This is a genomic window from Janthinobacterium lividum, assembly GCF_034424625.1.
In the GTDB taxonomy this organism is placed as follows: Bacteria; Pseudomonadota; Gammaproteobacteria; order Burkholderiales; family Burkholderiaceae_D; genus Janthinobacterium; species Janthinobacterium lividum.
The window spans coordinates 2967552-2985216 of sequence record NZ_CP139976.1; the positions used below are offsets into that span (position 1 = coordinate 2967552).

13 protein-coding genes are annotated in these 17665 nt (G+C 61.7%); 9 read left to right on the forward strand and 4 right to left on the reverse strand.

Annotated elements, in window-relative coordinates:
* Position 1: 1 nt before the first annotated feature.
* From U0004_RS13550 to U0004_RS13565, 4 genes are all read left to right on the forward strand, one after another.
* Positions 2-2254 carry an ATP-binding protein gene (locus tag U0004_RS13550; RefSeq protein WP_070257352.1) on the forward strand — a complete coding sequence of 751 codons (2253 nt, stop codon included), beginning with the start codon at positions 2-4 and terminating at the stop codon, positions 2252-2254.
* Between the two features lie 11 nt (positions 2255-2265).
* Complete coding sequence (locus U0004_RS13555; RefSeq protein ID WP_139144175.1) at positions 2266-5103, forward strand: hypothetical protein; 2838 nt, start codon at positions 2266-2268, stop codon at positions 5101-5103.
* Positions 5104-5232: 129 nt separating this feature from the next.
* The gene (locus U0004_RS13560; RefSeq protein WP_256608854.1) at positions 5233-6330 is read left to right on the forward strand and encodes an eCIS core domain-containing protein; all 1098 of its coding nucleotides are present in this window, start codon (positions 5233-5235) and stop codon (positions 6328-6330) included.
* Positions 6331-6353: 23 nt separating this feature from the next.
* The gene (locus U0004_RS13565) at positions 6354-7001 is read left to right on the forward strand and encodes a DUF4272 domain-containing protein (protein WP_139144174.1); all 648 of its coding nucleotides are present in this window, start codon (positions 6354-6356) and stop codon (positions 6999-7001) included.
* 75 nt (positions 7002-7076) lie between these two features.
* Here U0004_RS13565 and U0004_RS13570 read toward each other — a convergent pair whose 3' ends face one another.
* The 4 genes from U0004_RS13570 to tssK are packed head-to-tail and all read right to left on the reverse strand — an operon-like array spanning position 7077 to position 13503.
* Positions 7077-7514: a hypothetical protein gene (locus tag U0004_RS13570; RefSeq protein WP_070257344.1), complete on the reverse strand. Its 438-nt coding sequence runs from the start codon at positions 7512-7514 to the stop codon at positions 7077-7079.
* A 50-nt stretch (positions 7515-7564) separates the two neighbouring features.
* A complete protein-coding gene (locus tag U0004_RS13575; RefSeq protein WP_081345684.1) occupies positions 7565-11368 on the reverse strand; it encodes a type VI secretion system Vgr family protein in 3804 nt (1267 codons plus the stop codon).
* Positions 11368-12147, reverse strand: coding sequence for a type IVB secretion system protein IcmH/DotU (icmH, locus tag U0004_RS13580; protein WP_034777796.1), 780 nt, complete (start codon positions 12145-12147; stop codon positions 11368-11370). Before icmH ends, U0004_RS13575 begins: the two co-directional genes overlap by 1 nt.
* A 9-nt stretch (positions 12148-12156) precedes the next feature.
* Positions 12157-13503: a type VI secretion system baseplate subunit TssK gene (gene tssK / locus U0004_RS13585; protein WP_070257341.1), complete on the reverse strand. Its 1347-nt coding sequence runs from the start codon at positions 13501-13503 to the stop codon at positions 12157-12159.
* Positions 13504-13862: 359 nt separating this feature from the next.
* Between tssK and U0004_RS13590 the strand changes: the two genes are divergently transcribed.
* The 5 genes from U0004_RS13590 (at position 13863) to tssE (ending at position 17665) form a co-directional block, all read left to right on the forward strand.
* Positions 13863-14444 (forward strand): tetratricopeptide repeat protein, encoded by a 582-nt coding sequence (locus U0004_RS13590; RefSeq protein WP_052139838.1) that lies wholly within the window; start codon positions 13863-13865, stop codon positions 14442-14444.
* Positions 14445-14510: 66 nt separating this feature from the next.
* The gene (gene tssB, locus U0004_RS13595; protein WP_070257339.1) at positions 14511-15020 is read left to right on the forward strand and encodes a type VI secretion system contractile sheath small subunit; all 510 of its coding nucleotides are present in this window, start codon (positions 14511-14513) and stop codon (positions 15018-15020) included.
* Between the two features lie 4 nt (positions 15021-15024).
* Positions 15025-16509 (forward strand): type VI secretion system contractile sheath large subunit, encoded by a 1485-nt coding sequence (gene tssC, locus U0004_RS13600; RefSeq protein WP_034777802.1) that lies wholly within the window; start codon positions 15025-15027, stop codon positions 16507-16509.
* Between the two features lie 29 nt (positions 16510-16538).
* A complete protein-coding gene (locus U0004_RS13605) occupies positions 16539-17030 on the forward strand; it encodes an Hcp family type VI secretion system effector (protein ID WP_034752191.1) in 492 nt (163 codons plus the stop codon).
* A 146-nt stretch (positions 17031-17176) separates the two neighbouring features.
* Complete coding sequence (tssE, locus tag U0004_RS13610; protein WP_070257336.1) at positions 17177-17665, forward strand: type VI secretion system baseplate subunit TssE; 489 nt, start codon at positions 17177-17179, stop codon at positions 17663-17665.

The window sequence follows — 17665 nt, forward strand, 5'->3', positions numbered from 1 at the left end:
GATGAGCGCCCAGCCAGCCACGGCCGCCACCGACAGCGGCGCCTATGCGGACAACGCGGCCCTGCAGCAGGCGCTGCGCACGCTGGCCGACAATATGATCGAGCTGGCCCTGCTGGCACGCCAGGCGGAGGCGTCCGCACCACCCGAAGCGGCGTCCGGCGCCGCCCTCGAGCGCCTGTACCGGCAAGCCAGCCAGCTGGGCGCGGGGAGCGCGGGCGGCGCCGATGCGGCCGCGCGGCTGGGCGCGCGCATCGAACAGCAGTGGCAATTGCTGGGCCAGCGTGCGGCAGCCACCGTCGAGGCGCAGATTTTTATTCCCTGGATCCATGTCTGCGCCCTGTTCAACCTGGACCGGCCGCAACAGGAAGTCTTGCTGTTCGGTTTGCTCAGCGAAATCGAATGGCGCTATGGCGCCATCGTGCGCGCTTTCGGCAGCGCCGCCAGCGCCGAGGGCAGCGAAGGCTGGATCGACCTGGCCGGCCTGGATGCCATGCTCGCCGCGTGCCGCGGCACGCGCCCGGGCTTGCAGCGCTGCCTGCTGGCCGATGCCGCCTTGCTGCACTGGGAACTGATCGTGCTGGCGCCCAATACCAGCCTGGCCGGACTGGACGGCGGTTATCGCCTGAGCGAGCCGATTGCCGCGTATCTGCTGGCCCAGTCCGCGCCGCGCCTGTGTCTCGAGCGCCCGCTGACCAGTCTGGACAGCACGCTGGCGCTCGACGAGCACCTGGCCGATGCCCAGGCCCTCGCGCAGCTGGCGCGTTTCATCGGGCACTGCGGCCCGGCGCAGGCGCGCGCGGCCAGCCATGTGCTGCAATTGCAAGGGCCGGACCTGTGGCTGGCCCGCAGCCTGTGCGCGGCGACGTTTGCGACGATGGGCATGGCATGCGTCGAACTCGACGGCAAGGAAATCTGGCAAGCCTATCTGAATGGGCAAAAGAACCGCCGCACCTTGCTGGCGCGCCTGCGCCTGCTGTGCCGCGACGCGTTGTTGTGCAACCGCATTTTCGTGCTCCTGCATTGCCACTGGCTCGGCACGCAGGAGGGCGCCGACGACGACCTGCTTGACGAGGTCATGCAGGTACTGTTCGAGAGCCAGCCCTACCTGGCGGTCTTGAACGGTCCCGCGCGGCGGCTGTCCGACCTTGCTTTTCGGTATGCCCGGCACGAGGTGGCGGCCGTCCTGGTGCGCGTCCCGGCGCCGGACAGCCGCTTGCGGCGCGCCAGCTGGCTGCGCCATGCGGGTACTTTCGGCGTGGACATCGACGATGCCTTGCTCGCCAGGCTGGTCAATCAATATCTGCTGACGCAGGAGCAGATCGTGCTGGCGCTGAAGGAAACGGCGAGCCGGCGCATGCTGCAGGCCGAGGGCGAAGAGGGCAGCGCCGGCGAAATGCTGCTCGACGCCTGCCGCGCGCAGAGCAACCGTGAACAGATGAGCGTTGCCCATGAAGTCAAGACCACCTACCGCTTCGGCGATATCGTCCTGCCGGATACCACGCGGCAGTGGCTGCAGGAAGTACTGCAATATGCGCAGCAGCGCCATCAGGTCATCGAGGAATGGGGTTTCAACCGCAAGAACGAACATGGCAGCAACCTGTGCATCCTGTTCTATGGTCCGTCCGGGACGGGCAAGACCATGGCCGCGTCGATCATTGCCAATGAACTGGGACTGGGCCTGTACCGCATCGACCTGGCCAGCATCGTCAGCAAATACATCGGCGAGACGGAAAAACACCTGGCCCAATTGTTCGACCAGGCCGAGGCGATGAATATCGTGCTGTTCTTCGACGAGGCCGAAAGCCTGTTTTCGAAACGCACGGAAACGAAGGATGCGCACGACCGCTATGCCAACCTGCAAACCGGTTATTTGCTGCAGCGCATCGAAAGCTACACGGGGATCGTCATCCTGTCGACCAACCTGATGGCGAATATGGACAAGGCCTTTACGCGGCGCTTCAAGTTCATGATCGAATATCCGTTTCCCGGAGGCGCGCAGCGCCTGCAATTGTGGCGCAGCGCCTTTCCGCCCGCCGTGCCGCTGGCCGGCGACATCGATTTCGAGCTGCTGGCCGAACGCGCGCCCCTGAGCGGCGCAAATATCAACAGCATCGCCGTGAACGCCGCCTTTCTCGCGGCGGCCGAGCAGCAGGCGGTGGGGCAGCGGCACTTGCTCAAGGCGACGGAGCGCGAGTACCACAAGCTGGGCAAGGTGTTTGCGCCCGATGATTTTCGCTGGGACGATGATGCGTAGCGCGAGGACGCATGCGCGCGGGCGGCTGCCTGCCGGCATGCCGGAAGGGGGCGCAGCCGATGGAGCATGAGCGCCTGCGGCATAAACCGCGTTCGACGGCGCACACGGCAGCGCGCAGCGGGCCGGACACGCCGCAACTGCGCGTTGCCGATGGCGGTACGCCGATGCAGCAGTACCGCTATGCGCGCAGCCCGGCCAGCTTGCTGCGGCAGCCAGGCCCGGCGGCGTCCATGGGGGCGCAGGGATCGTCCGCATTCCGGGCCATCGCGGCGGCGATGGGCGAGCAGCATGGCGTCGACACCTCGACGCTGCGCGCCACGCATAATTCCCCGTTTCCCGCCACCGTGGAGGCCGATGCAACCTTGCAGGGTAACAAGATCCATTTCGCGCCCGGCAAGGATAGCGAGCCGAACATCAAGCACGAGGTCGGGCATCACATCATCAATGTCTTGCGGGGCACGCCGCCCCGGACCGATGGCCGCGTCAATGGGCAAGCCGTCAACACGAGCGATGAAGCCGGCGCTGATCGCCTGATGCGGCAGCCGCTGCAACGCAGGGCAGCGCCGCCCCAGCCGCTCGCAGCAAGCGGCCAGGAGCATGATAACGGCCCCGTGCAGTGCACCATCGGCTCTGCGAACCGCTATATCAGTGACAACGAGCTGTGGAGGAATGGCCGCAACGACGTGTTTTCCCTGCTGGCAGAGCTGTACTGGGAAGGATCTGACGAGTATGACGAAATCTACCGGGAGTTGATGCAGGACCTGCCTGAATTTCCCGGTCCGGCGACGGATGGCTGGGATCCCGTGACCTCTGTTGACGCGGAAATGTTCTTGGCGGAGGAAATCGAGAAATTGGGTGCCATGTATGGCGACATGCCGGATGGCGTGCGCGACAGAGTCATTGAATGGAATGGCAAGGTTTCGCGGCAGGGACTGGCACGCAGGAAAGAAAAGAGCTCGGATGCCGCCAGAAAACGCTCCAAGGTGATGAATGCCGCAGGCGACAGCCTGAAGCTATACCATGCCAAGACCGCCCCGACGAAGAACAAGCAGCCGCCGGGAGGCCAGGGGAAGAGCGTTTTTTTCAATCAGAATCAGTTCGATTACTTCCGTTCCAGCGCAGCCAATGTACAAAGGGATATTCTTGGACTGACAGGAGATACCAAGCGTGGTGACGCAGCGTTTGTTAATCAGTTGAGCCAGATCTACAAACCCGCCAGTTCGACGCTTGCAAATGAAGAGGAAGAGCAAACGGCACTGCTGAAAGCTGATGTCGAGCCGGATGAGGGCAGTCCGCTCGGTATCATCGGGTATCGGAATCCGGGTGGGCAAGGACATCCCGGTCCTAAATTGGGCGCCGAGGTCAACAGCTTTACTTACAATCTGCTGCTGAAAAACTCGACAACCAGGACCTACGCACCCGCGAAAAAAATCGGCGTTCCCAAGCAGTACCTTAATTCCAAAAAATACCGTACTGAGGCAAGGAAGCTGGTGCATCACGACTTCGATACTCCAGAAGACTATGAGGCGGAGTTGTTCAGGCATTATCGGCAAATCGTGTCCGGGGCAAAGCGGATTTACGGGGATAACGAGTGCATGTTCGATTCATATGCGTTGAAACTGGTGTATGCCGGCATGGCTGGCGAGACGAGTTTCTTTACCTATCCGGCCCTTATTTTTGAAATTCAGGACAAGAACAACCTTGGTATCGATGTTCCAAAGATCAAACAGGGGATTCTTGATAAATGGAATGCTGTCAGCGATGTAACAATGACCGAGCGGCAAAGTTTTGGTTTTTTGTATCCCGCCATCAGCGACCTCGAAAAATCGATCCGGATATGGCCAGGGCAGTATGACATCGAGGGGTTTCTCGCCACGCTGCAGAAGGTGATATCACCTCACGCCGATGTGGCGCGCAGCCGCCGCAGGCGGGGCGGCCGCTTGTCCCTGCTGCAAAACACGCTCAAGCGCAGCATGAATCTTGCAAAGGGCGCAGTAAATCGGGTGGCAGTGGGAAACGACAAGGTCAAAGTGTTGCTCAATCGTATAGCGAGTAACTATGGCAAAGGATTGCAAATATTGCAGCAGTGGCGCAGCTGGCGGACCGACGTGTTGTTTGCAGAGGCGACGCAAGTCATTGAAAACCTCAATGAGGCGGCACTCCACCTGTCGACGGAGTATGAGCAGAGCGAGGCCAGGGGGAAAATGGAAGCCGCTGTTTTGCGCCATTACACGGGCCCCGTCCAGGGTACCGGCTATACCATTGCATCGTTCTACCTTACCCACAGCGGGCAGCAAGGTTCGAGCAGCGCGATGATGTTTCACGGGGCCGACGCGGCCTTCGTGAAAAAAAAGGTCAAGGACAGGGGGCCGGTGTACTTTGAAACCATGACCTCCACGGCGGGGCCCAAGTCGCTCAGCCTGGTCGATCCTGCCTATAACTTTACCACCAGAGAAGAACTGGCTGACTTTGGAAAGCAAAATACCGGTGATGCGCAAATCTACGACATGACGAATATGGACCCTGCCGCGCTGCCTGGCCTGTTGGGGAAAAATACGCATGCCAAGGTCACGCTGTATGCAAGCCTTTCGAAACACTTCCAGTTCGGAACCGACAGCACCAACCTGGGCTTCGTCATGCATTTGCAAAAGGCCGGGGATGAAGCGCCAGTCGGCAGCTATTTGCCGAAGGGCGCGGTGTGGGATATGGGGGCAACAAGGGTGTCAAAAAAACCAGCCTATGTGCCAGCCGTGCCGTCTGCGCTCTACCATCATGCATCGTTGTTGCTCGATGCACAAACCGGCACGAGTAAGGTCGCAGGCAAGCGCAAGCGCAAGGAGGATTCGTGAAAATATCCGCCAGCAAAGCTGATCATGACGCATGAGCCATTGCGGCACAGGCCGCCCATGCAGCCCGCCACGGACACGCGCCGCGCGCTTCCTGTCGCCCAGCGGCAGGGCGGGCACGGCGGCACAGCCATGGCGAACTTTCGCTATGCGCGCAGCCCGGCCGGCGGGCCTGCGCCCGATGCCAGGCGCGCGCCGCTGCCATCGGCGCTCAGGACCGGCATCGAGCAGCTGTCGGGCATAGCGATGGACCGGGTAACGGTCCACTATAATTCGCACCAGCCTGGCCTGGTGCAGGCGCATGCCTATGCGCAAGGCGGCGATATTCATCTGGGACCTGGCCAGGAGCGACACTTGCCGCATGAAGCCTGGCATGTGCTGCAGCAAAGGCAAGGCAGGGTGAAGCCCACGATGGCGGCGCATGGCATGGCGATCAACGATGACCGCGCGCTCGAGCAGGAGGCAGACCGGATGGGAAGCCGGGCCATGAACGCGATGCCCGCGCGATCGGCAAGCCTGCAGGTTCCCGCGCCAGCCGCCGCCGCGCCGGGGGCAATGGTGGCGCAACGGGTCATCTTCAATGGCACCGATTACAAGGACGATCCGAAACACAATAATAGAACGATCATCAGCGATGCGCTGGACGCCATCATCGAGGCGCAAAATGGCACGGTGCTCGATCCGGACAGCTGGATCAGCTGGGTCGATTCGATCAATGTCAAGCTGCAGGCCAGTGGCCCCACCAAGGCGATATTGAAGGAAATCTCGCTGTTTTATCAGCAAGTGGCGGAGCTCAGCTTCAAGGTCAATCCGGTGCTGGCCGAGGCATGGCGGCGTTGCCGGGACGCCACGTCGAACTGGAAAGATTACAGCTTGGTGGGCGGAAAATTCAAGGACAAGTTTACTGAGTTGCTGGACGAAATCAGCACGGACTTCCCTACGCTGGCGGCCAAGGCGAGCACCGTCACGACCTTCAAGGTCAACAAGGAGCACATGGTCAACAAGGGCGCGAAATTTGGTGGCGGGCAAACCGATTTCGATAATCTGATGTATGCGGCCGCTCCACCAACAGGCTCGACAGCGACTTTGTCGGAGTTTCACAAGTCCCTCCATGCGATGAAACCAGGCACCGGGAAGGTGAACTACAATGCGCTGCATCCGGATATCCGCAAGGTGATCGAGGATGAACAAAAGAAATACAATGAACACCTGATGGGCAAATTTATTTAGATCGATTGGAAAGCGGCCTAGCCATGAACACCATCCCTTCTGACGTGGCGCTGGCGCGCCTGGATCGTTCGGTTCGTCATCTGACATCATTGGGCCTGCCGCTTCCCCCAGGCCAATTGCCTTTGCCACCGACATTGAGCGGTGCCGTGCGCAGCGCACGCGACACGGCAGGGCGCGCCATTTGCCTGTGCATGTGCGCCTCGCGCGCCGAAGGACTCGCGCCGGAGCTTGCCTCCGACCTGATCGCGGACCTGGGCGCCGCGTCCGCATTACGTCCCCTCGAAGCCGCATTTCTCGACCCGCAGACCGATCCGGCACAGCGGGGTCCCGTGTTCCAGTGGGGCTTCGAAGCGTGCTGGGCGCTGTTATGGGCCTTGGGCAAGGTTGGCAGTCTGGAGACGCCGACGGCCACTTGCGACCCGCAGCGCATCGCCGCCATGATCACGGGTGCCGGCTCGATCGATGCGCTGGCTGAGCCGTTGCGCGGCGATGGGGAACTTCTCGATGCGCTTGACCTGAACACGCGCCTGCTGGCCGTGTGCCAGCAAGCGCGCTTCGTCGACGTTCCAGGGGGATTGATCGGGCAGGTCATCGCGCAGCGCCAGTTTGCCTTGCTGTGGCTGCTGGATCCGGCAGCTGTGCCGTGGGAGGAGATCGAAGTGGCTGTTTGAGCCGGCTCGCGGTCGCTGCCTCAGGCGTCCGGCGAAACGCTTGTTTCGCACAACACCATCCGCACCAGCATCGTCTTACTCCTCTTTTTCAAAGATGCGGATCTTCGCGCCGCCCTGGTAGTCCTGCAACTCCGCTTCGCCATCGATGCGTATGTCGCCCTTCAATATCACTTCCACGCTGATATCGACTTTTTTGATGCGAAACGTTTCAATGTCGGTTGGATGCACGTCGATTTCCATGGAAATCGAGGCGCCTGGCGCAATCGTGGTGAATTGCGTTTTCAGCGCCGGATTGGCCAGGCCACGGCGGGCGTAGGTGACGGCGCCGGTATCGGTATCGATGAATTTGACGATCGGGCCCGACTTGCGCAGGTAGTCGAGCGGAAAACCGATATCGCGGCTGCCATCGTTGCGGATGGTAACCAGCAGGTCGATCGGCTTGCGCTCATAGACGCAGCCAGCGTTGCCCAGGCATTGCAGGGAGATGGAGAGGGGCGCGTGGGTGCTCGTCATGGTGTTTGCTTTCAATGGTAGTGCCATCAGCATGGCATAGATAAGCAGGGTCAGACAATATCGCATCGTATTTTCCTGCCGATTTTTTTGCTCAGTAATTCCTGCGCCTCGATCGCGATATTCCAGCCGTGGCGTTTCAGGATCCGCGCGCCTTCTGCGTACGACATGATCGATTGCGTCAGGTCTTCCGGCGAGGTGCCGTTGACGTGGCAGACGATGGGCTCGTCGAGCGTGCCGTCGGGCTTGAAATAGCGTACCGTTTCTTCGAATTCCGTGTACGAGTATTCGTCGGGCATGCCGACGCAATGCCCGAATTCATGCGCATACGTGGTCAGTGCCGTTGCCAGCGACACGTTCATGACGTCGCCGGTCACGTTTTCGCGGTCATAGCGCTTGTGGATCTGCAGCGTGTAATGCTGATTCTCGTCGACCCAGAGGACGCGGAAAACTACGGGCAACACTTTTTGTCCGCATTGCGGATCATTGATTTCAAGCCGGAACTTGTTGTTCCAGTTGCCTTCGATGCCGGCCGTCGCGTTTTTCTTCGCCAGCGCCACCACGTTGGCGCGCTGCTTGACGCGCAGCGCCGCCGATTCCGTGCCCTTGTCGCTCTCTTCCAGCGCCTGTCCTGCGGCGTCCAGTACCGTGATGGCCTTGAAGCGCACTTCCACCACCACCGGACCGTCCGATTTTGACGGCACGTACAGCTTGAACCAGATCCTGTCCTTGTATTTGTGCGGCGTGCCGTCGTGCTGGTAAGGCTGCGCATAGCGGCCATACGAGGGACCGGCGATTTCCTTTTCGTAGTCCTCGATCCAGCAGGCCGGCAGCTTGACCAGCACTTCCTTGCGGCGCTTGTTGTCCACCGGCGTGGTGCTGGAGTCGCCTGCCGGTTTGTATTTCGGTTCCGGCGGGGTGCTGGCCCTGGCTGCCGGCTGCCCTGGCGAACCTGGCACCGGCGCCGGTGCGGAAGAGGGGGCGGATGCCGGTGCCGGTGCCGAATCCTGGCCGCCCACGGTTTTCAGCAGCTCGATCACCAGCGCCTCGGTGGCGGCGGCCGCAATCACATGCGTCAAGCCCTTTTCGTCGGTCATGCCGCTCTCATAGCTGCCATCTTCGCGCTTGATGCGGTAGGGCTGGCGCGGCATCGCTTCGCCCGTGTCGCGGTCGCGCAGCACGAAGCCTTCATCGAACAGCTTGATGCGCGTGTCCGGCAGCGCCGGCAGCACGCCCGCCGCGCTGGCGCCGCCGTTGAACACGTGCTGGCCGCCCTTGACCGTGAAGTTGCCGGGACAGGTAAACGTGATATTGCCGCCTTCAAGCGTGATCGACGATTGCCCGGCCTGCAGCGTGATCTTCTGATTGGCCTTGATGTCGATGCAGTCGTTGACCGAGATCACGGTAATGGCCTTGTCGGCCAGGATTTCCAGTTGCCCCGTATGCGCCTGCAGCGATACGGGGCCGTTGGCGGCAATTGCCTGGATGCCGCCGGCGTGGGTAAACAGTCCTTGCGCGCTGGCCGACACGGATGAATAGGTGTGGCCGGCCGTCATGTGCAAGTCCGCTTGCATCGTCCAGTGCAACTGCTGGGCGGCAAACACCACGGTCGAGCCGGGCGTGGCCCAGTTGATGCTGGCAGGCGCTTCCATCAGTACCAGCGGCTGGCCGAACTTTTCCACCGGCTGGTCGGCGGCCAGCTTGCGCTCGCCTGCGCTGGCCTTCAGTGCTTCCTGACCGCCCACGCTCGCTTGGTATTTGCCATCATGCTGCGGATCGATCTGCTTGATCAAGTCCAGCTGGGCCTGTTTCGCGTCCTGGCTGAACAGGGCGGTTTGTTGCTGTGCGGCCTCGGCCAGCGACTTGTTCAGTTCGGCCGCGCCTTTCAGCTGGGCCAGCGCTTCCATGGTGTCGAGCTGGGTAGAAGCAACGCCCGCGCCAGTCTGTGCGCGGGTGGTGGTCGAGATGAGCACGCCTTCGCCGCCGCGCAGCACCGTCCAGGCATCGGTGCGCAGTTCGAAACCGCTGCCGCGGTAACTGCCGCGCTGGGCCGTGTTGGGGCCCTGCTGGACCAGGTAGCCGAGGTTCAGCTGCGTGGCTGCGCTGCTCGTCGCCAGGCGGGTGCGCAACTGGCCCGGCGTGTCGTCGATCACCCACTGGTTATAGCCGCCGCCATCGAAATTGTGGCTGTGGATGCCGGAAATGACGCCGGCGTGATTGACGTCCGAGCCGACGCCGGCCGCATACGGCGGCGCGTCGCTGCCGGTATAGAGCTGGGCCACTACCAGCGGACGGTCCATGTCGCCTTCGATGAAGTCGACCAGCACTTCGGTGCCGATGCGCGGCGTAAATTGCGAACCCCAGTTCGGGCCGGCCAAGGCTTCGGCAACGCGCACCCAGGTGCCTGACGCTTCATTGCCGGGTGCGTTGCCCTGTTGATCCGTGTTGTGCCCCATGCCGCCCGGATTGGCGGCGCCGCCCCGTTGCCAGGCGAACTGGATGCGTACCTGGTGGTCGCGCCCGGTGGTCGCCACGCTGTCGGGCAGGCCGACCACCAGCGCCGTTTGCGGCCCCAGCGCGCTGCTGGCCACGCGCGCGGCGGTGGCGAGCGGCACGATGGCCACGCTGGTCCGCGCGCAAGCGAAGGTATTGCGGTAGGTGCCGGCCTCGAGCTGGCCATCGAGCAGGCTGGCGACGTCGCTCAGGCTGGCCACTGCCGACAGTTTCGACAGTAGCGCCGTCAGCGCGCCGCCGGCTGGCCCCAGGTTGTTGCGTGCTTCGTGCTCGACCCAGAGCACGGTGAACTGGTTGGCGCCATCGGCATAGTGCTCGTGCTGCAGCAGGTTAAAGGCGTGGCCGGCCGCCATGCGCCGCACCGCGCCAGCGCCCGTGAATTGCTTGTTCTCCAGTTCCAGCGCCTGTAGCATGCGCAGGCCGTGCGGATCGGCCGCCGTGCTGTCGGCATAGCGCCGTTCGCCGGAGCCGTCGTACAGGGGCAGGGGCGGCAGCTCGCCCGCCTGCAGGCTCGAACTGTGTTCGGCAGCCGGCGCCGCCAGTTGCTGCGGGTCCCAGCTGCTGATGCCGACCGCATTGGGCCGCACCTGGCGCCGCGCGCTGAAGCTGTCGATGGCGTCATCGGTATCGCTGGCGCGCACGCCGTGAAAGCGTAGGCCAGCCACGCCCGGCGTCGGCGGCGCGACTGCCTTGCTGTCGAAAATCACCAGCTTGTGTTTTGCCTGCTGCGCGTTCTGTTGTTCGCCTTGTTGCGCCGCTCCATCCTGTTCGTGCTCGAAGCGCCAGCTCAGGCCTTCGAAGGCCAGCACGCGGGTCAGGAAGGCCAGGTCGCTTTCGCGGTATTGGGTCCAGACGGGGCGTGGCGCCAGTTCCTGGCTGACATCGAATTCGAAACGGACCTGCGGATAGTCGCCGAGCAGCTCCGTGATGAGGTCGCGCGCGTTCTTGTCCTGGAAGATATAGCTGTCGCGGCGCAAGCCCAGCAAGGCCAGGGCAGGCTCGAGGCGCAGCCGGTAGCGCGCCACGCCGCCATCGGCGCCGGCAAAGCCGCAGTCGGTGCACAGTCCGTGCCAGGCGCGCCAGCTGCCGTCGGGCTGCAGCAGCTTGAGCGTGATTTCTTCCCCGAGAAAGCTGGCCAGGTCCAGGCCCGCCGCCGTGCTCAAGGCATCGACCTCGAAGCGGAACAGCTCATTGACCGCCTCGCGGCCCGTCATCCGCTCCACCATCAGCGATTCGGGCAGGTTCGATTCCTGCGCCGTGGCAAGCGTGATCAGCCGCGCATGCTGGGACAGGCCGGTGCCGAACACCCCCAGGGCGGCCTCTGTCGTTGCCGGGCCGCTCATTAAGGCAACGTGATGGTCAGGTTGGCCGTGCGCGGCGCCAGTTTGACGATATCGCTGTAGGCGTTCATCTGCTGTTCGGTGTTTTTGGCCAGCATGGTGCGCAGGCCCAGGTAACCGAGTGCACAGATCAGCGCGAATATCGAGCACAGCACCCACAGCGGCACGTCGTTGCGCAACTTGTGCGCAATCTGGTCGGGGCGTTCCGCATGTGGCGCAAAGCCGGCTTTCTTGCCCTTCATCTGGGCGATCTCGTCACCCAGGCGGGCCGTCAGGTAGGCCAGTTTTTCCGAGCCTTCCAGGATGTACCGCCCCTGGAAGCCGAGCAGCAGGCACATGTGAAACACTTCCAGCGCCTGCAGGTGTGCGCTGCCGCGCGCGCGCAGGGCTTCGAGACGGATGAAGAAATTCTCGCCGGCCAGCTGGTCGCCGAACAGCACCAGTTGCAGCGGGCGGCGCGCCCAGTCGTCGCGGATGGCATACGGCGAGCGCAGGATGATTTCGTCGACAGCCGCACAAAATGCATATTTGGCGGCATCGATATCGTCGGCCGAGGCCGCATGTTTTTTCGCCGCGTGCCCGAATTCGTCGAGAAACTGCGTCATCTTTCTGATGAAATCGGCATTGTCTTGCGGGCCGCTGCCGTTTTTCAGCATGAACAGCGCGTAGAAACCGTCGTACATCAGGTCCGTCAGCGTATGTTCCGTGCCCGGGCCGGCAGGTACGCTCGATGCGTAAGCGGCGGAGCCGCCGGACATCAGGGAGGGGGCGTTTGCATTCATCGTTTATCTTCAGGAAGTAATGGCGACAAGTTCAAGTTTCAGATCCCGCATGCCGGACGGAACGTAGATCGAAATCGACTGGGCCTGCAGCATGCGGTCGTACATCTGGCCCTTCGCTTCGATGGTGAAGTAGTACGTATCGGGCCGCACGGGCACGGCGGCCGGCACTTGCGGCGTGTGCTGCAGGCGCACGCCGGGCAGGGCCGACAGCACGAATTTTTCCACATCGTCGGGCGCGCCGATCTTGAAGCGCAGCGGCACCACGTCCACCAGTTCCACGCCCGGCAGGTCGGCCGAGACGCCCAGGTAAAACGCGGTCTTGTCGTCGATCTTGCCGGAATCGAGCTTGCCGTGATGGTAAGACGGCTTGATTTCGGTCAATGCAATGGCGAAATATTTTGACGAGATCACCGTGTCGAGCAGTTCGCGGATGATCGCGTGCAGGCGCGCGAACGACGGCCCCGGATCGGTGTGCTGATAAGCCGGCAGGTCGGCCAGCGCATGGGTTTTCGAGAACGTCATCAGCGCGCCGGCCAGGGCCAGCAGCGCTTCGTACAGGCGCTCCGGGTGCAGCGCCGGATGATGGAAATAATGGCTGAGCGAGGCGAAGGCCGAACTGGCCGTGTGCAGCAGCCAGAACGAGGACATGTCGCCGGAGCGAAATTCGATCACATTTTTGCTCGGCTCGCGGTGGTGGCCGTACAGGGCGTTGACCTTTGCCTGCAGCGCATCGATCAGGCGGCGCAGTTGCAGGAACAGCAGCGGGGCGCTGCGGATCGACAGGCTCGGCGGCACGAACGACGGGTCCGGCTCGAAGCCGCCGGTCGACAGGCGCCGCAGGCGCAGCAACGGAAAATTCACATACGAATCGCGCGGTTCCGATTCGGCCACCAGGCGCAGCGATTTTTGCAGGTAGGCCAGTTCGGCCTGCGCCGCATGGGTGTACAGGTCGGGCGTTTCCAGGTTGGTCTGACCGTAGCGGGCTGCGCTGTTGGTTTGGTCGGGCGCGGCAAAGTTGCCGCCGAAGTGTTTGAAGGCGGGCAGGGCGGCATAAAACGTGACGGTTTGCTGTGATTGCAGCAGCTTGCTCAGGTCCAGGGCTTCGGGCAACTCGTCGGCGCCGGGAGCGTTGTAGATTTCGCCATCCTGGAACACCAGCGACAGTTCCAGCAGCCGCAGCGTGTTATTGCTCAGCGCATCGCGGTCGATCTGCACGTGATTGACACCCCAGGCGTAGGGATGCAGCGCCTTGATGCTTTCGTGCAGGCGATGTTCATGGTACCGGTCTTGCTGCTGGAAGTGCTGGGGGCGCAGAAACAGGCCTTCACCCCATAACAATTTGCTTGTAATGCTCATCGATTGCCCTTTTTCCCGAGGAAGTAAAAGCGCGGAGAACGCTGCCGCTCCCGGGCTCTTTTGCAGCGCGATCGGCGCCTTGCAGGTGCATCCGATCATTCAATCTTTGCAATAAGAAATTATGTGCTTTTTTCGCAACTGCAACAACATTAACATTATCTGGAAGAAAGGCGCGTACGGTACGTTTCCCGCATGGTGCCTGCCTTTGCGGCCGATCGGATTGTGAGTTTTCGCGTATTTTCTATTGAACGGAGTCAATATTCAATCCGTGTTAGTCTCGCAAAAATAAGAATTTGGCAACTATAAATTGCAAGTTTTTTAATGACCGCGTCATCTTTTTTTTTGAGGGAAATCAGACCATGTCTCGCCAATTCACACTCCATTTTTTTGCCGCGGTTGCCTGCGCATTGACGCTCAGTGCCTGCAGCACCGCGCCTGCGGTCAAGACGGCGCCGCCGCCACCCTCGCTCGACGAGCTGATGGCGAAGGCGACCCAGGCTGCCAGTTCGGGCAACAACGAAGCGGCCATGGGTTTGTGGAAACAAGCCGCTGTCGAATTCCCAGCCGATAAGAATCCATGGGTCCGCATGGCGCAGACCCGCTATGAGGCGGGCCAGTACGGCGACGCCATCATCAATGCCCAGGAAGTGCTGGTGCGCGACCCCGCCGACAAACTGGCCAACAGCGTCATTGCGATCAGCGGACTGCGCCTGTCGACGCGTGCATTGGCCGACCTGAGCCGCCAGAACAACCTGTCCGGCCCGCTGCGCACCGAATCGCAGGATCTGGCCAAGCTGTTGCGCGAAAGCCTGGGCGAAACCGTGCTGGTACCGGCGCCTGCCGCGGCGCAGGCGCGCGACAAGCAACCGGCGCGTCCGCCGCGCAAGGGACAGAGCAAGACTGCTGACAGCAGTGCCAATCCCTTCGATGGTTTGAAGTGAAGCTGAGGCAGTAGCAATCTACCAGGGCATCGCGGATGCCGCCGATTACTCGTGAAGGGATGTGTCATGTCAAAAAAAGAAAGTGTTCAAAAACGCCTGCAAAAGGTCCGGCCGCCACGCGTGCAGATGACGTATGACGTGGAAATCGGCGATGCGATTGAAAACAAGGAACTGCCCTTCGTGATGGGCGTCGTGGGCGACTTCGGCGGCAATTCGGAAGTCGAGCAGAAACGGCTGAAGGACCGCAAGTTCATCGGTATTGACCGCGACAATTTCGACGAGGTGCTCAAGGGCGTCGAGCCGCGCGCCGCGTTTGGCGTCAGCAATGAGCTCAGCGATGAAGGCGGCCAGCTGCGCGTCGACCTGCGCTTCAAGTCGCTCAATGACTTCCGTCCCGAGGCGGTGGTGGAGCAGGTGGCGCCATTGCGCCGCCTGCTCGAGGCGCGCACCAAGCTGGCCGACCTGCGCAACAAGCTGGCCGGCAACGACAAGCTGGAAGATATCCTGAACGACGTGCTCAACAGCACGGAAAAGCTGGCCCAGCTGGAACAACAATCCACCGCCAAGAAAGACTGATCCCATGTCCGCTCAACTGACCCCCGCGTCCGGCGCCGCCGCGACCACCGATATCGGCTTGCTTGACCAGATCGTCGAACAAAGCAAGGTTGCCAAATCCAGCGTCGAGCATGCACGCGCCAAGGATCTGATTTCAGAACTGGTCAGCCAGGTGATGGAGGGCACCGTGGTGGTGTCGGACAACCTGGCGGCCACCATCGATGCGCGCGTTGCCGAGCTGGACAGACTCATTTCGCGCCAGCTCAGCGTCATCATGCATGCGCCCGAATTCCAGAAGCTGGAAAGCAGCTGGACCGGCCTGCATCACCTGGTCGATAACACGCCCACCGGCACCAACCTGAAGATCAAGCTGCTGAACGCCACCAAGCGCGAGCTGGTGCGCGATTTCCAGAGCGCGCTGGAATTCGATCAGTCGACCATGTTCAAGAAAGTGTATGAGGAAGAGTTCGGCACTTTCGGCGGTGCTCCATTCGGCGCGCTGCTGGGCGACTTCGAATTCACGCGCCAGCCCGAAGACATGTATTTCCTCGAACAGATGTCGCATGTGGCCGCTGCCGCCCACGCGCCCTTCATTTCGGCCGCATCGCCCGAGCTCTTCGGCCTCGAGAGCTATTCCGACCTCGGCAAGCCGCGCGACCTGGCCAAGGTGTTCGACACGGTCGAATATGCGAAGTGGAAGTCGTTCCGCGAATCGGAAGATGCGCGCTACGTCGGCCTCACGCTGCCGCGCTACCTGGGGCGCCTGCCGTTCAATCCGGCCGACGGCGCCACCGTCGACGGCTTCAACTTCGTCGAGGATGTCGATGGCACCAACCACCAGAAATACCTGTGGTGCAATGCCGCCTATGCCTTCGGCGCCAAGCTGACGGCGGCCTTCGACGATTACGGCTGGTGCGCGGCGATCCGCGGCGTGGAAGGCGGCGGCCTGGTCGAAGACTTGCCGACCCATACCTTCAAGACCGACGAGGGCGAAGTGGCGCTGAAATGCCCGACCGAGATTGCGATTACCGACCGGCGCGAAAAAGAGCTGAGCGACCTGGGTTTCATTTCGCTGGTGCATTGCAAAAACACGGATTACGCGGCGTTCTTCGGCGCCCAGTCGGCGCAGAAGGCCAAGAAGTACAACACCGATTCCGCCAATGCGAATGCGGTGCTGTCGTCGCAGCTGCAATACATCTTTGCCGTCTCGCGCATCGCCCATTACATGAAGGCGATGATGCGCGACAAGATCGGCAGCTTTGCCGCCGCGTCCAACGTCGAAGATTTCCTCAATCGCTGGCTGATGCAATACGTGCTGCTCGACGATAACGCCAGCCAGGAGCAGAAGGCCCAGTTTCCACTGCGCGAAGCATCGGTGCAGGTGTCGGAAGTGCCTGGCCGTCCGGGCGTCTACCGGGCGATTTCCTTCCTGCGTCCCCATTTCCAGCTCGATGAGCTGTCCGTTTCACTCCGTTTGGTCGCGGAGCTGCCGCAATCGACCAAATCCTGATTTTTTCATAAACAACCGAAAGGAATGACATGGCAATCGACGTTTACTTGCAAATTGATGGTATCAAAGGCGAATCCACCGACACCTCCCACAAAGATTGGATCGAATGCAAGTCGGTCCAGTGGGAAGTACTGCAGCCGAAATCCGCCACCGCCTCGACGGGCGGCGGACATACCGCCGAACGTACCGAGCACAAGGATATCGTGGTCGCCAAGCTGGCCGACCTCGCCACGCCCCTGCTGCTGCAAAATTGCTCATCCGGTAAAACGATCCCGAAAGCCAAATTCGAATTCCTGCGTGCTGACGGCCAGGGCGAGCGCATCAAGTACTTCGAGATCGAACTGGAAAACGTGCTGATCAGCAGCGTGGCGCCATCCGTCGCGGCTGGCGACATCCTCGGCGAAAATGTGTCGATCAAGTATTCCAAGGTCAAGTGGAAATACACGCAGCAAAAAGTCGGTGGCGGCTCAGGCGGCAATACCTCCGGCGGCTGGGATCTGTCGGCCAACAAGACGATTTGATCGGCAACGGCCCTTGCCGGATGAAGCCGTTCCGGCTAGCCGCCGACGGTGACTCCGGCTTGTGCCTGCGTGACTGATGCTCCTGAATCAAAGGGCCGCCGCAGGCCGCCCTTTTGTTCCTTCCCACTGCCAATGACGGGATACCGATGAAGGGTTTTACGCCGGGATTGTTCGACCGCCTGATGGACACGCCTATCCAGGGTGCTTCCAGCAGCACCGTCTCGCGCCTGTCGCTGGAGGATTTGAAAGACACCGTGGCGCGCGACCTGGAGGCGCTGCTCAACACGCGCACCGTGATACCGGAAGCGCTGCTGAAAAAATTTCCCGAATGCGGCCGCTCGATTGTCACCTACGGCCTCAATGATTTCGCCGGCCTGAGCTTGTCGAGTTCCGATGACCGCGCGTATATCTGCCAGTGTCTGGAAAAGGCCATCGCGCGCCATGAGCCGCGCCTGCGCAGCGTGCGCGCTTCGCTGGAAATCCAGGAAGGCTCGATCAATCGCCTCAATTTCGCCATCACCGCGCTATTGGTGGTGCACTCGGCCCAGGAACCCGTCAACTTCGACGCCATCCTGCAGCCGTCAAGCCTGCATTACACGATCAGCAAGGCGCGCCGTGCGGCGCAAGGAGCCTGA

What these genes read in the sequence shown, in the direction of transcription:
- U0004_RS13550 (WP_070257352.1), top strand. Translation starts at nt 2, where the DNA reads ATGAGCGCCCAGCCAGCCACGGCCGCCACCGACAGCGGCGCCTATGCG.
- U0004_RS13555 (WP_139144175.1), top strand. Translation starts at nt 2,266, where the DNA reads ATGCGCGCGGGCGGCTGCCTGCCGGCATGCCGGAAGGGGGCGCAGCCG.
- U0004_RS13560 (WP_256608854.1), top strand. Translation starts at nt 5,233, where the DNA reads ATGGCGAACTTTCGCTATGCGCGCAGCCCGGCCGGCGGGCCTGCGCCC.
- U0004_RS13565 (WP_139144174.1), top strand. Translation starts at nt 6,354, where the DNA reads ATGAACACCATCCCTTCTGACGTGGCGCTGGCGCGCCTGGATCGTTCG.
- U0004_RS13570 (WP_070257344.1), bottom strand. Translation starts at nt 7,514, where the DNA reads ATGACGAGCACCCACGCGCCCCTCTCCATCTCCCTGCAATGCCTGGGC.
- U0004_RS13575 (WP_081345684.1), bottom strand. Translation starts at nt 11,368, where the DNA reads ATGAGCGGCCCGGCAACGACAGAGGCCGCCCTGGGGGTGTTCGGCACC.
- icmH (WP_034777796.1), bottom strand. Translation starts at nt 12,147, where the DNA reads ATGAATGCAAACGCCCCCTCCCTGATGTCCGGCGGCTCCGCCGCTTAC.
- tssK (WP_070257341.1), bottom strand. Translation starts at nt 13,503, where the DNA reads ATGAGCATTACAAGCAAATTGTTATGGGGTGAAGGCCTGTTTCTGCGC.
- U0004_RS13590 (WP_052139838.1), top strand. Translation starts at nt 13,863, where the DNA reads ATGTCTCGCCAATTCACACTCCATTTTTTTGCCGCGGTTGCCTGCGCA.
- tssB (WP_070257339.1), top strand. Translation starts at nt 14,511, where the DNA reads ATGTCAAAAAAAGAAAGTGTTCAAAAACGCCTGCAAAAGGTCCGGCCG.
- tssC (WP_034777802.1), top strand. Translation starts at nt 15,025, where the DNA reads ATGTCCGCTCAACTGACCCCCGCGTCCGGCGCCGCCGCGACCACCGAT.
- U0004_RS13605 (WP_034752191.1), top strand. Translation starts at nt 16,539, where the DNA reads ATGGCAATCGACGTTTACTTGCAAATTGATGGTATCAAAGGCGAATCC.
- tssE (WP_070257336.1), top strand. Translation starts at nt 17,177, where the DNA reads ATGAAGGGTTTTACGCCGGGATTGTTCGACCGCCTGATGGACACGCCT.